Source organism: Postechiella marina (genome assembly GCF_039538365.1).
Taxonomy (GTDB): Bacteria; Bacteroidota; Bacteroidia; order Flavobacteriales; family Flavobacteriaceae; genus Postechiella; species Postechiella marina.
In genome coordinates this window covers 67,368-81,208 of sequence record NZ_BAABCA010000002.1, presented here as the reverse complement: position 1 = coordinate 81,208, position 13,841 = coordinate 67,368, and the positions used below count along the sequence as shown (strand labels likewise).

At 32.0% G+C, this 13,841-nt stretch carries 8 protein-coding genes; all 8 read left to right on the top strand.

Annotated features, from left to right (window positions below; translation table 11 throughout):
- Positions 1-8: 8 nt before the first annotated feature.
- The 8 genes from ABD715_RS04165 to ABD715_RS04130 all read left to right on the top strand — a co-directional run bounded on the left by ABD715_RS04165 (position 9) and on the right by ABD715_RS04130 (position 13,835).
- Complete coding sequence (locus tag ABD715_RS04165; RefSeq protein WP_344786831.1) at positions 9-644, top strand: cyclase family protein; 636 nt, start codon at positions 9-11, stop codon at positions 642-644.
- Entirely contained in the window at positions 644-2,050 is a 1,407-nt protein-coding gene (locus ABD715_RS04160) for a four-carbon acid sugar kinase family protein (RefSeq protein ID WP_344786830.1), read from the top strand. Before ABD715_RS04165 ends, ABD715_RS04160 begins: the two co-directional genes overlap by 1 nt.
- 35 nt (positions 2,051-2,085) lie before the next feature.
- Complete coding sequence (locus tag ABD715_RS04155; RefSeq protein ID WP_344786829.1) at positions 2,086-3,336, top strand: MFS transporter; 1,251 nt, start codon at positions 2,086-2,088, stop codon at positions 3,334-3,336.
- Entirely contained in the window at positions 3,336-4,361 is a 1,026-nt protein-coding gene (locus ABD715_RS04150) for a Gfo/Idh/MocA family protein (protein WP_344786828.1), read from the top strand. Before ABD715_RS04155 ends, ABD715_RS04150 begins: the two co-directional genes overlap by 1 nt.
- A 446-nt stretch (positions 4,362-4,807) precedes the next feature.
- Positions 4,808-7,123, top strand: coding sequence for a chondroitinase-B domain-containing protein (locus tag ABD715_RS04145; protein ID WP_344786827.1), 2,316 nt, complete (start codon positions 4,808-4,810; stop codon positions 7,121-7,123).
- A gap of 430 nt (positions 7,124-7,553) precedes the next feature.
- Positions 7,554-9,830: an alginate lyase family protein gene (locus ABD715_RS04140; protein WP_344786826.1), complete on the top strand. Its 2,277-nt coding sequence runs from the start codon at positions 7,554-7,556 to the stop codon at positions 9,828-9,830.
- A 51-nt stretch (positions 9,831-9,881) separates the two neighbouring features.
- On the top strand, positions 9,882-10,229 hold the full coding sequence (locus ABD715_RS04135) for a cupin domain-containing protein (RefSeq protein ID WP_344786825.1): 348 nt from the start codon (positions 9,882-9,884) through the stop codon (positions 10,227-10,229).
- Positions 10,230-10,622: 393 nt separating this feature from the next.
- Positions 10,623-13,835: a SusC/RagA family TonB-linked outer membrane protein gene (locus tag ABD715_RS04130; protein ID WP_344786824.1), complete on the top strand. Its 3,213-nt coding sequence runs from the start codon at positions 10,623-10,625 to the stop codon at positions 13,833-13,835.
- The last annotated feature ends 6 nt before the right edge of the window (positions 13,836-13,841 follow it).

Below are 13,841 nucleotides of genomic sequence, written 5' to 3'. Positions count from 1 at the left end.
ATTAAATAATGAGCCATATTGTAGATCTTACCATGCCTTATACCAGCGAAATGGCAGGTTTTAATAAAACGGTAAGTAAAACTATTACAGATGATGGATGGAATGCAAGTACACTTGCATTCTATTCGCATTGTGGTACACATATGGATGCGCCTATTCATTTTAATGTTAGTAATCAAACCATAGATAAAATGCCTGTAGCAGATTTTGTTGGCAAAGCATGGGTAATAAATGCTAAGCATATTGAAGCTAAAGGATTAATTACAGTAAGTGATATCCCTAATGCTATTAAAAAAAAGTTTGAAGCAGGAGATAGCTTAATTATTTGGACCAATTGGTCTCGATTTATAAATACTTCAAAGTATAGAGATGAGTTGCCTCGAATAAGTGAAGACTTAGCGCTTTGGTGTGTAGACAAAAAAGTAAAAATGATTGGGGTTGAGCCTCCTTCAGTAGCCGATGTAAATAACATAGCGGAGGTTACTAAAATTCATCAAATTTTATTAAAAAGTGTTGTTATTATTGAAGGCTTAGCCAATATAGATAAGCTTAAAAGTAATTGTGTAGAGCTAATAGCTTTACCATTAAAAATAGAAGGAGGAGATGGTTCTCCTGCACGTGTAATTGCAATAGAAAAATATTAATGGGTACTGTTTTGTCTAACATATTAAAAGAATTGCCTGAAGAAGATAAAACAAACTACAGAGCTATAAATAGCTCTCTTTTTAAACAAAATAATAAGGTTTGTATTATAGTAGATGACGATCCTACAGGAAACCAAACCGTTTATAACGTACCGCTATTAACCTCTTGGAATTTAGATGTTTTTATTACAGAGTTTAAAAATAAAACACCGGTGTTTTTTGTGTTAACAAACTCTAGAAGTTTAAGCGCAGCAAAAACTTTAAAAATTTATAAAGACATAGCTCAAAAAATAGAAAAGGCCTCCAAATTAACAAAGCAAGATTTTACCTTAGTTAGTAGAAGCGACTCTACGTTAAGAGGGCATTTTCCGTTAGAGCCCAACACACTTAAAGAGTATGCTAATTTAAATGAAAGTATTACCGTTTTTATTCCGGTTATGTTTGAAGGCGGAAGGGTTACTGTTAATAATACTCACTATGTTTTAGATAACCAAACTTTAACTCCAGTTAGCGAAACACCTTTTGCAAAAGATCATTCGTTTGCATATTCAAATTCGAATTTAAAATCTTATATAGAAGAAAAAACAGAAGGAAATGTTGAGGCATCTGGTGTGCATTCTTTTTCGTTAAATACTATTAGAACAGAGAAGTCTGCAGAAATAGCAAACCAAATAATAGCCTTACCTGCTAATACTTATTGTGTTTTTAATAGTATCAATTATCAAGATTTAGATAAGGTAACACATGCTTTGTTATTGGCAGAAAAGTTAGGAAAAAAAATAGTGTATAGAACTTCAAGTTCTTTTGTGCCTTCTTATATAGGTTTACCTCCTAAAAGTTTGTTAAGTGCTTCAGATCTAGTTAAAGGACACTCTAAAAACGGAGGATTAACAATTGTTGGTTCGTATGTAAAAAAATCTTCAGAGCAGCTTCAAAGTGCATTAACTTGTTTTAATAAAGAATCTATAGTTGAGGTAGATGTTAATCAAATTATAACAGATCAAAATAATTCATATAAAAACACATTAGTTCATCAAATAAATACAAATATATCTGCAGGTAAAGATGTAATAGTTTTTACAAGCAGAACATTAATTACTGGTGCAAATACCGCATCAACAATACAAATAGCAAGTAAAATTTCGCAAGCATTAGTGTATTTAGTAAACACATTAAGTATAACACCACGATACTTAATAGCTAAAGGGGGCATTACGTCTCACGACATAGCAACAAAAGGACTGGGAATGAAACGATCTAAAGTTTTAGGACAATTATTACCAGGAATTCCGGTTTGGGAAATGGGAGACGAAACAAAGTTCTCGCACTTACCATATGTTGTTTTTCCTGGTAATGTAGGAAACACTGATTCTTTACAAACTATTATTAAAAAATTAGCCAACTAAAGCCAACCAATTTTAACCACTAAACTAAGTAAGACATGATCAATAACTCAAAACGGTATAGGTTCTTTTTAGGATCCTTTTTAATAACGTTATTGCTCTACATAGATAGAGTTTGTATATCGTCTGCTAAAGATTCAATTTCATCAGATCTAAATTTAACCGATACCCAAATGGGATGGGTTTTAGGTGCTTTTGCATTGGGTTATGCCTTGTTTCAAGTACCTGCAGGATCTCTAGGCGATAAATATGGCGTGCGTAAAGTAATGACATCTATAATGGTATTATGGTCTATATTTACATCGTTTACAGGCTTAGCCTGGAATTATGTTTCTATGCTATGTTTCAGGTTTATTTTTGGGGCAAGCGAAGCGGGAGCATTTCCAAACATATCGAGAGCAGCCTTTTCTTGGGTACCAACAAAAGAGCGAGGTATATTTCAAGGTATTAATTTTTCGGGTTCTCGATTAGGAGCAGCCTTTGCTTTGCCTCTAGTAGCGTATTTAATTGATGCTTGGGGTTGGAGAAATATCTTTTACTTTTTTGGTGCTATTGGTATTTTAGGTGCTTTTTTATTTTATACTTTTTTTAGAAATAGACCAGAAAGACATAATGGAGTTTCTGATGCTGAAAAAGAATATATTGTTAAGAATAGGCAACAAGAAGTAGAAAAAAAAGGAGGAAATTTACCAATTAAAACCATTTTAGGATCTAAAAATGTAATTCTAGCTATGATACAATATGTGTCTAGTAATTTTATATTTTTCTTTATGTTAACATGGTTGTTTCCATACATAAAAGACAAATACGAGCTAACTTTAGTAGCAGCAGGTTGGTACGCTATGTTACCCTTGTTGGCTGGTGCATTAGGTAATTGGGTATCTGGTTATACAGTAGATGCTATTTATAAAAAAGGAAAATGGAAACTATCAAGGCAGTTGCCTGCAACTATTGGTTTTATTTTAGTAGTTATAGGTATATTGTCTAGTTTGTTTATGGATACGCCTTTAGGTGCTGTTTTGTGCTTATCTGTGGCTATATTTGGTGCAGATATGTCTTTAAGTCCGTCGTGGTCGTTTTGTATGGATATAGGCGAAGAAAATTCAGGAAAAGTTTCTGGTGTTATGAATATGGCAGGAAACCTTGGAGCGTTTTCAACATCTTTAGCCTTTCCTTATTTAGTAAAATGGACAGGTTCTACAGAACCGTTTTTTTATATTGCAGCAGGTTTAGGCTTTGTAGCTATAATTTGTTGGAGTTTTATGAATCCTGATAAGAAAGTTAATTAATGCAGAATAAATTAAGAGGAGTTGCTATAGGCGCAGGATATTTTAGTCAGTTTCAGTATGAAGCGTGGACTCGTATTCCTGAAGTTGAAATAACAGCACTATGCAATAAAGATGAAGGAAGAGCAATAAGCACCATGAATACTTATGGAGTAAAGAAACATTATATTGATTATAAGGAAATGATTCTTGCCGAAAAACCCGATTTTGTAGATATTATAACGCCTCCTGAAACGCATTTTGAGATGTGTAAATTTGCTGCCGATAATGGCGTGCATATTATTTGTCAAAAACCTTTAGCGCCAACTTTAGAAGAGTCTAAAAAAATTGTAGATTATGTTGAGAGTAAAGGCGTACGTTTTGTTGTGCACGAAAATTTTAGATTTCAGCCTTGGCATCGCGAGATAAAAAAAATAATAGATAACGATGATTTGGGGGAGTTATTTAACCTAAATTTTAGATCTAGAATGGGCGATGGCTGGGGAGAAGATGCGTATTTAGCTCGTCAACCCTATTTTAGAGATTATAAAAAATTACTGATATACGAAACTGGTGTTCATTTTATAGATACCTTTCGTTACCATGGAGGAGAAGTAAAAAGCGTTTATGCAATTCTTAAAAAATTAAATCCCGTTATTAAGGGTGAAGATGCTGGTATAATGATTTTAAATTTCGAAAATCAAACTACAGCAGTTTGGGATGCCAATAGGTTTAATGAAAATAACTTTAATAAATCGCGCTATACTTTTGGAGAGTATTTAATTGAAGGCTCTAAAGGTACATTACGATTATATTCTGACGGGAAAATAAGTGTCCAAAACTTGGGTAAACCAGAAACAGAACATAAATATACACATAACGATGTTGGTTTTGCAGGCGATTGTTGTTATATTTTTCAAAGAAATTTTGTAGACAATTTAATTTCTGGAAATACTTTTGAAACCAATGGTTTTAATTACTTAAAAACATTAAAGGTTCAAGATGCAGTATATAAATCTGCAGAAACCAATCTTCCTATACATATTTAGTTAATATTTCCACTGTTAACAAATATGAGTTAGCTCTCCTTATTTTATTAATGGAGAGCTTTTTTTGTTTGTTTTTTATAAAAAAGTAATTTTTTAACAATGATTATTATTAAAAATTCTTGTTTAATTGAAAAATATGTGTATATTTGGAAAACCAATTTGGTTAACCAATTTTTTAATATGAAATTTAATCTTGCTAGAAAGTATAAAGTTAATGTTTCTAGACTAGGTAGATATTTTTACATTCTAGGTATTAATCCAGAAGGCAAGTTTTTAAAAAAGAGAAAAGTAGTTGAATAGTTGTTTGTTTAGTAAAGAAAGGCCTTTTAGTAAAATAAAAGGCCTTTTTTTTAATCAATGTTTTCGTAATTTACAGACAAGAAGTTAGCATTAAATTGGTGATTTTTAGTTAAAAATATTATTTAAAATTATAACGAAATAAAATTATGATTAAAAGTTTAATTTTTTCATTTTCACTGTTTTTTTTAGTGTCTTGCCAAAATAAACCAGTTTTAAAAAGTATTACTGTAAATAATGCAGAAGAGTTGCATCAGTCTATAAAAAAGGCGAAAGCAGGCGATATTATTATTCTTAAAAATGGTATTTGGAAAGATGTTGAAATAAAATTTAGAGGTCAAGGTACACTAGAAAACCCAATAACATTAAAAGCAGAAACTGCAGGTAAGGTTAGTATTGAAGGTGTGTCGTATTTAAAGTTTGGCGGACAATATTTAGTGGTAGATGGTTTGCATTTTAAAAACGGGTATTCTCCATCTAGCGCAGTCGTAGATTTTAAAATTAGCGATGAGGAGATAGCTAGCAATTGTAAACTTACCAATTGTGTTATTGAAGATTTTAATAAACTAAAACGCGATAATAGCGATCTTTGGGTTAATTTTTGGGGCAGACATAACGAGTTAAGTAATTGCTATATTGCTGGTAAAACAAATCGTGGGCCAACGGTGCGTGTTAACCTAGAAGGTATAGCGAGTATTAATAACTATCATCAAGTTATAAATAATCACTTTGGACCAAGACCGGTAAAAGGTGGCCCTAGTGGAGAAACAATTCAACTAGGAAACAGTTACACATCTATGGCGCCTAGTTATACTATGGTAGCTAATAATTTATTTGAAGCGTGTAATGGCGAAGTCGAAATTATATCTAGTAAAACAAATTTTAATGAGTTTAGAAATAATGTGTTTTATAAAAGCGAAGGCTCTTTAGTAACTAGACATGGTAACTATTGTACAATTGATGGTAACTACTTTATTGGCGATGGTGTAAATAAAAATTATGGAGGAATTCGTATAATAAATACTGGACATTGGGTTACAAATAATTACTTTTTTAATCTAAAAGGAACAAGTTTTAGAAGCCCCTTAGCAGTAATGAATGGCATTCCAAAATCACCACAAAACAGATATAATCAAGTAACCGATGTGGTTGTGGCTTATAATACTTATGTAAATTGTGCATCGCCATGGCAATTTGGAGTAGGTACAAATATTGCCCAAGCCAATGTGTTGCCAAAATCAGAAATTCGTTCGGCAAGAGCTGTAAGAACTACTGTAGCCAACAATATTATTTATAATGAAAAAGGTTTAAATAAAATAGTTGTAGAAAATGATAAAGCCGATGGCGTGTTGTTTAAAAATAATATAGCAGACAACCAAGGTGTTGCATTTAACGATTTTAACGGAGGAATTAAAGCAGCTGCATTAGGTTTAAAAAAAGTATCAGAAAACATATTTTTACCAACCGGGCTTCCAGACGATGTAGAAGTTTTTTCCGCTTTCGGTTTTAATAAAATAGATAAAGATTTGTTTGGCAAGTCTAGAAAAAACAGTAAAACTATTGGAGCTACTTTAAGTAGTGATATTACAAACCCTAATATTTTAGATAAATCTAAATATGGTACAAGTTGGTATTCTAATGTTGTTGATGCTAAAGCACCTACAAAGCATCAAGTAAATAAAGCAGAAGAATTACAAAATAAGATACATGCAGCAAGTCAAGGCGATATTATTACTTTAAACGAAGGGATTTATAGTGTAAATCAATCGTTAATAATTAATAAAACGATTACAATTCAAGCTCAAGAAGGTAAAAAAGTAGAGATTAATTTTTCTGGAACATCTGATAAGCCTTTATTTGCTTTGCATCCAAAAGGAAGGTTAACGGTAAATAATTTAACCTTAAAAGGCAATAAGAAGAATTATGCTTTTGCAAGTTTAAAAGAAAATATGTCTAATCATTTTGGTTTAACTGTGTCCAATATAAATATTAGCGATTTTAATTATGTGTTAAAAGTTTATAAAGAATCGTTTGCAGAGCGTATTTCTTTTCTAAACACGAATATATCTAATTGCGAAAATGGCATTGAATTATCAGAAGAAATTAACGATAAAGGAGATTATAATACAGAGTATTTAACTGTAGATAGTTGTTTGTTTAATAATGTAAAAGCAAATGTTATAGATTACTATAGAGGAGGCTACGACGAGTCTACTATTGGAGGAAATCTATTAGTAAAACAAAATACTTTTATTAATTGCGGAGCAAAGGAAAAAAATAAAATGCTACTTAATCACCGAGGTATTGTTAATGTAAATATTACCAAAAATACTTTTAAAAACAATGCAATAGAATTTGTAGCTATACTTTGGGGAGCAAAAAACAATATAGAATCTGCCAATAAATTTACTAATTCTGGAAGTATAAAAACAGAAGAAAATTTAAAAATGAAGTTAATGTATTAATTACTTCAAGCTAATTTTTATAAACAAAGCAGCGTTAAAATTAAGTCTTTAATGTTGCTTTTGTGTTTTAAATTGAAGGGTTATTGTCTAAAATCTGTTATGATAAAGTAACAGGCTAGCATTTTTAAATCTAATGTTAGCAATAAATTTGTTCATTTTTTTTGCTAAAGTTCTAAATATGTTTATATTTGGAAAACCAATCTGGTTAACCAGTTGTTTAGTTTGAAGACTATTTATATGTGTTTTTAATATAAAGTGTTGAAAATGTTTAAAATAATAAGGATCGTTAGTGGTGTTAAACAGTGGAAAAGTTATTCAAGTAAATGCGGGATTGAATAGTTTGTTTAATGCTGCTAGTTGTTCTTTATTAATTTAATAATACAATGCTGGGCAACAATTCAAGAGTTGTTTCTAAAAAATAATTTATAATATGCAGTTGTTAAATAAATCCGTCTTAAAATCGATATATTTCTTAGTGTTTCTAGCTATTGTATCTTGTAAAGACAAGGTAAATACTAGTCGTGCTAACGAGGTGGTTAGTGGCCAAGGACATCCAAAATTAATATTAACCAAACAAGGTGTTTTAGATATTAAAAAAGCATTAGGCACTGTGCCTATTTTTGATGCTTCTTTAAGCGCTACAAAAGCAGAAGTAGATGCGGAGATAGAAGAGGGTATTGATGTGCCTGTGCCTAAAGATTTATCTGGGGGTTATACACACGAGCGCCACAAGCGTAATTTTTTAATGCTTCAAAAAGCAGGTGTTTTATTTCAAATTTTAGACAATGACAAATACGCTATCTATGTTCGAGATATGTTAATGGCTTATGCTAAACTTTACCCTACGTTACCAGTGCATCCGCAAACAAGATCTTATGCTCGCGGAAAATTATTTTGGCAATGTTTAAACGATTCTAATTGGTTGGTATACACAGCTCAAGCCTACGATTGTGTTTACGAATGGCTTTCAGAAAAAGATCGTAATATTTTAGAAAACGATTTATTTATTCCGTTTGCAAAATTTATATCAGAAGGCAATCCTCAGTTTTTTAATCGCGTGCATAACCACAGTACTTGGGGTAATGTAGCAGTAGGAATGCTTGCTTTGGTTATAGATAATGATGAGCTGTTAGAAAATGCTTTAATTGGGTTAAAAGTCGACAATTTAAAGGCTGGCATGAAGGATAACGATGGTGGTTTAATACAAGTAGAAGGGCAAAAACTAGGCTTTTATGGTAATTTAGACGAGCCATTTTCTCCAGATGGCTATTATAACGAAGGGCCATACTACCAACGTTACGCTATGTATCCTTTTTTAATTTTTGCACAAGCTTTGCAAAATGTAAAGCCAGAATTAAAAGTGTTAGAATATAAAGATGGTGTTTTACTTAAAGCGGTAAATGCGTTAATAAATTTAACCGATGCTAATGGTAATTTCTTTCCGTTAAACGATGGTCAAAAAGGAATGTCGTATTATACAGATGCATTAGTCTCTGCTGTAGATATAGCCTATTATTATGGCGGAAAAAACCCAGAACTATTAAGTATTGCTAAAAAGCAAAATAAGGTGGTTTTAGATGATACAGGATTATCTGTAGCTATGGGGGTTAAAGCGGGTTTGGAACTGCCATTTCAAAAAAAATCTATCAATTTATCTGATGGTAAAAATGGAGACGAAGGAGGTGTTGGTGTTTTAAGAAGTCATGGCTTAGAGTTGGTTTATAAGTATGCTTCTCAAGGGTCTAGTCATGGGCATTACGATAAATTATCCTTTTCCTTATACGAGAATGGAAACGAAGTTATCCAAGATTATGGGTTGTCTCGTTTTGTAAATATAGAGCAAAAGGGCGGAGGTAATTACTTAAAAGAAAATAAAACTTGGGCTAAACAAACTATAGCTCATAATACACTATCTGTAAACGGTCAGAATCATTTTAAGGGTAAATTCGAAATTGGTAGCAAGCACCATTCAGAGTTGTATTTTTATAATGATGAGCAGCCTAATGTTCAAATTATAAGTGCTACCGAAGATAATGCTTATCCTGGAACAAAAATGCTTAGAACCTTTGCTTTAGTTAAAGATGGAGACTTTGAAAAACCTTTTGTTATAGATCTTCTAAAAGTTAAGTCGTTAACCAAAAATCAATACGATTTGCCATACTATTACTTAGGGCATATTATGAAAACTAATTTTGAATACAATTCGTTTTCTCAATTAAAACCTTTAGGAAAAAATAATGGATATCAACATTTATGGAATGAAGCATTAGGTAAGCCAACTGAAGATTATACTGTTTTTTCATGGAAAAATAATAATTTATTCTACACTCTAACAACTACTTCTAGCAAAGCAGATCAGTTAATTTTAGCAAGAATTGGAGCCAACGATCCAGAATATAATTTACGTAAAGATCCTTCTTTTATTTTAAGGCGTAAAGATGTTAAAAATACAACCTTTGCTTCTGTAATAGAGTCTCATGGTAGTTATAGTCCTGTTTCAGAGTTGGCTTTAAATGCCTATAGTCACCTTTCTAGTCTTAAAATTATTTTAGATAATGAAGATTATACAGCAATAGAATTAATAACAAAAAGCAATAAGAGTAAAGTTTTTATTCTTTCTAATAAAGATAATTCAAAAGATAAAAATCACAATATAAAAATTGGAGATAAAAATTATAATTGGATAGGGGCTTATTACTATAGGTAAGCATCTATTCCTTATATATAAATATTTAATTATAAGCAAACACAGAGTATTATGAAAACATTTGGAGCAAGTAAAGAGTTTTTACTAGATAGTAATCAAGAATGGGAAACCGTTGGAGAAGGTGTAAAACGAAAAATAATGGGTTACGATGATAAAATCATGTTGGTTAAAGTACATTTTAGCGAAGGTGGTATAGGTTATAAGCACGAGCATCATCATTCTCAAGTAACTTATGTTGAGGGAGGAGAATTCGAATTTTCTATAGGAGACGAAACTAAAATTGTAAAAGGAGGCGACTCTGTATACATTCCTCCTCACGTATTACATGGCGCGGTTTGTAAAAAAGAAGGCATTTTAATAGATGTTTTTAGCCCAATTCGCGAAGATTTCATGAAATAAGCATGTTAAAATTTGATATTATTTTTTTATAACAAAAATTTAACATATATTTGGGTAACCAATTTGGTAAACCAAATTGGTTACCCAGAACTAAATCAGGCTAATTCAAAATTTTAAACTGATAAAAATTAAATTATGCCTAATTAAACTTAATAAAAAAAGGACAGGTGCACGCCTATCCTTTTTAATATTGTTTACTTCTTTTAGGAGGGAAGTAAGAATTTAAAACATGATGTCACTTGCGTAAAACATGTATAAAACAAAATTACAAAAAAAAATAACAAAATAGTTGTGTTTTATTGAGGTGAAAATAAAAACTACAAAGCATCAAATAAAAATGCGGAATAGTTTAATGTTAACCTAGATTTAAATTTTAAACATAAAAAATCAATTATGAATTTAAAAATCAAGCTAACTTTATTGGTAATGTTGTTTTTCAATATTGCTTTATTTGCACAAAATAAGACCATAAAAGGATCTGTTGTGTCAGCAACAGATAATATACCTATTCCGGGAGTTAATGTTGTTGTTTTAAAAACTACTAATGGAGCATCAACAGATTTTGATGGAGCTTATAAAATAGAAGCAAAAAGTGGCGATGTTTTACAGTTCTCATATATTGGCTTTGTTACTAAAACAATAATTGTTGGCGACCAAAATACTATTAACGTTGCTTTAGATGAAGATATTTCTGCTTTAGACGAGGTTGTTGTTGTTGCTTATGGCGATCAAAAACAAAAAAATGTTACAAGTGCTTTAACTAAGGTTTCTGGTAAAGACTTAGAAAACATATCGGTGTCTCGTGTAGAAGATGCACTTCAAGGAAAAGTAGCGGGTTTAAGAATACAAGCAGTGGCATCTGAAGCTGGTGGAGATCCTAAAATTACATTAAGAGGGCCAGGTTCTATTACAGGGTCGTCTTCGCCTTTAATTGTTGTAGATGGCATTGTATTGGGTACAGATGCAGATATTTTAGGCTCTATAGATAATAACGATATAGACTCTATAAGTGTTTTAAAGGATGCATCATCTGTAGCTATATATGGTTCTCGTGGAGCAAATGGTGTTATTTTAGTAACGCTTAAAAAGGGAGTTGTTGGTAAAACATCGTTCTCTTATAATACATTTACAGGGTATAAATATGCTAATAACAACGATAACTTTAACACATCAATTGCAGACGAAAGAGCAAGGTTAGATGGGTTACAAAGTGTGGTAAATGGTATTTCTCCAGATAGTCAAAATTACGATAGAATTATAGGCGATTATAACTCGGCTTACGCAGAACTTGAAGCTATGGATTTTATAGCTGGTTTAGGTGGCGGAGAAAATAATTGGCAAGATGAAGTATTTAATGGCGGAATTATAAGAAGTCACTCTTTAGCAGTAAGAGGCGGAACAGAGTTAACAAGTTATGCTGCGTCTTTAGGTTATTTGGAAGATGAAGGTATAGCATTAACAGATAATTTCGAGAAGTATAATGCTAGAATAAAAGTAGATAGCAAATCAAAAAACAAAAAAATAAAATTTGGTGCTAATTTAAATGTTAATTATAACGATCAAGATAAGTTACCAGCAAGATTTACAGATCCTTTAAGGCAATATGGTCATTTGCCATTATACTTAAACGAAGATCATTTAGATTATATAACACAGTCCGACCCAGGAGATGCAGGTGCCCAGTTCGAAAACATTGGTGTTGGTAGTTATGGTTTTTCAAGAGCTTTCGATCATGTTTTTACAGTAGATCCAAACAACCCAAGAGCTATAGCTAGAGACCCTAATACAGGTTTACCTTTAGTTAGCGATTTAACATCTGGTGGTTTAACGCTTTCTACAACTAAAAATGTGCATCCTTTAGTGCATTTTTTAGAAAGATCTAGAACAAAGAAAAAGTTAAGTTTAAACGCATCATCTTATGTAGACTTTGAACTAGCAAAAGGACTTAATTTTAGACAAACCATTTCTGGTGTTTTTAGACATAACAAATCAAACGAGGCCGATTATTTATTTGGTCAAGAAAATAGAGAGCAAGAATCTTACAGATTAGAAAGGCGAGACGAACTTAATCAATATGCGTTCGAGTCTATTATTAAGTATAAAAAAAGTTTTGGAAAACATAATTTAAACTCGGTATTTGGATTCGAGTATACACAAAGAGATTTTTACAGACAAGAGTCTGAAGCAGTAGGTTATACTAACGATTTTAATAATAACATCGCACTTGCAGATGGCGGAACAACGTATACAGATAATGGAACCGATAAGTTGGTATCTTACTTTGGAAGATTAGATTATAACTACAACGAAAAATATTTACTACAACTTTCTGCTCGTACAGATGGTAGCACAAGATTTGGAGCTAATACACGATTTGGCTTTTTTCCAGCAGCTTCTGTAGGTTGGATAATGTCTAACGAAGACTTTTTATCTTCTAGCGATTTTGTAACCTTCTTAAAATTAAGAGCAAGCTACGGTGTTTCTGGATCTAACGAGATATCTAACAATATTTTTGATTCTCTTTATAGGTTCGAAGAGACTTTTAGTACCATTGGTTATAATGGGCAAACAGGTGTTAAGGGAGTAACTTTAGCAAATCAAAATTTAGGTTGGGAAAAACTTATAGAGTTTAATCCTGGTATAGACGTTACTTTTGGTAGAGGGCTTATAAAACTAACTGCAGATTATTATACTAGAACAAGTGAAGATTTAATTCTTTTTGCTCCAGTAGCAGGAACTTACGGTACAGATAACTGGTTGCAAAATATAGGCGAAGTTAAAAACGAAGGTGTAGAGCTAGAATTAAGTTCTAGAGTTATGTCTAACGAAAACTTTAGTTGGGTAGCATCTGGGCAATTTTCTTTAAACAGAAATAAAGTGGTAAGCATAGGTAGTAACGAGCAAATTGTATCTAGAATAGACCAAGATACAAGAGCTACAGAGTTTATAGCAAGAGTAGGCCAGCCAATAACGTCTTTTTATGGTTGGGTTTACGACAAAGAAATTCCGTTAGAATGGGTAGATAATCCATTTAATAGATTCAATAACGATTTTGCAGATGTTTATGTAAAAGATTTAAATAATGATGGTGTTATTGATGATGAAGATAGAACAGAATTAGGTAGTCCATATCCAGACTTTTCTTGGGGCTTTAGTTCAGATTTTACATTTCACGATTTAGATTTTTCTTTTCAATGGCAAGGTTCTCACGGTGCCGAGGTTAGGGTTGCAGATTTAGATCAGTTGTACTACGCAAGTGAGTCTGCTGTTAACGAACTGGCTAGTTTTCCAGATAGAGATTTAACCGTACATAGAAGATTTACAGACGACCACATACAAGACGCATCTTTTGTAACCCTAAGAAATATAACCTTAGGATATACCATACCAGAATCGTGGACGTCTAGAAACAATATAGGAAGGTTAAGACTTTATTTAACAGGAGAAAATTTACTCTACTTTACAGCTAAAGGTTACGAAGGTTTTAACCCAGAGGCTGCGGGACAAACATCAAATAACGCTAATACACCATTAACAGCAGGTTATCAAAGAGGAGACGGGCCTGTAGTTAGAACAATATCAGCGGGGATTAACTTTCAATTTTAATTAATT

Excerpts from the sequence above, each read along its gene's own strand:
- ABD715_RS04165 (WP_344786831.1), top strand. The coding sequence starts at position 9 with ATGAGCCATATTGTAGATCTTACCATGCCTTATACCAGCGAAATGGCA.
- ABD715_RS04160 (WP_344786830.1), top strand. The coding sequence starts at position 644 with ATGGGTACTGTTTTGTCTAACATATTAAAAGAATTGCCTGAAGAAGAT.
- ABD715_RS04155 (WP_344786829.1), top strand. The coding sequence starts at position 2,086 with ATGATCAATAACTCAAAACGGTATAGGTTCTTTTTAGGATCCTTTTTA.
- ABD715_RS04150 (WP_344786828.1), top strand. The coding sequence starts at position 3,336 with ATGCAGAATAAATTAAGAGGAGTTGCTATAGGCGCAGGATATTTTAGT.
- ABD715_RS04145 (WP_344786827.1), top strand. The coding sequence starts at position 4,808 with ATGATTAAAAGTTTAATTTTTTCATTTTCACTGTTTTTTTTAGTGTCT.
- ABD715_RS04140 (WP_344786826.1), top strand. The coding sequence starts at position 7,554 with ATGCAGTTGTTAAATAAATCCGTCTTAAAATCGATATATTTCTTAGTG.
- ABD715_RS04135 (WP_344786825.1), top strand. The coding sequence starts at position 9,882 with ATGAAAACATTTGGAGCAAGTAAAGAGTTTTTACTAGATAGTAATCAA.
- ABD715_RS04130 (WP_344786824.1), top strand. The coding sequence starts at position 10,623 with ATGAATTTAAAAATCAAGCTAACTTTATTGGTAATGTTGTTTTTCAAT.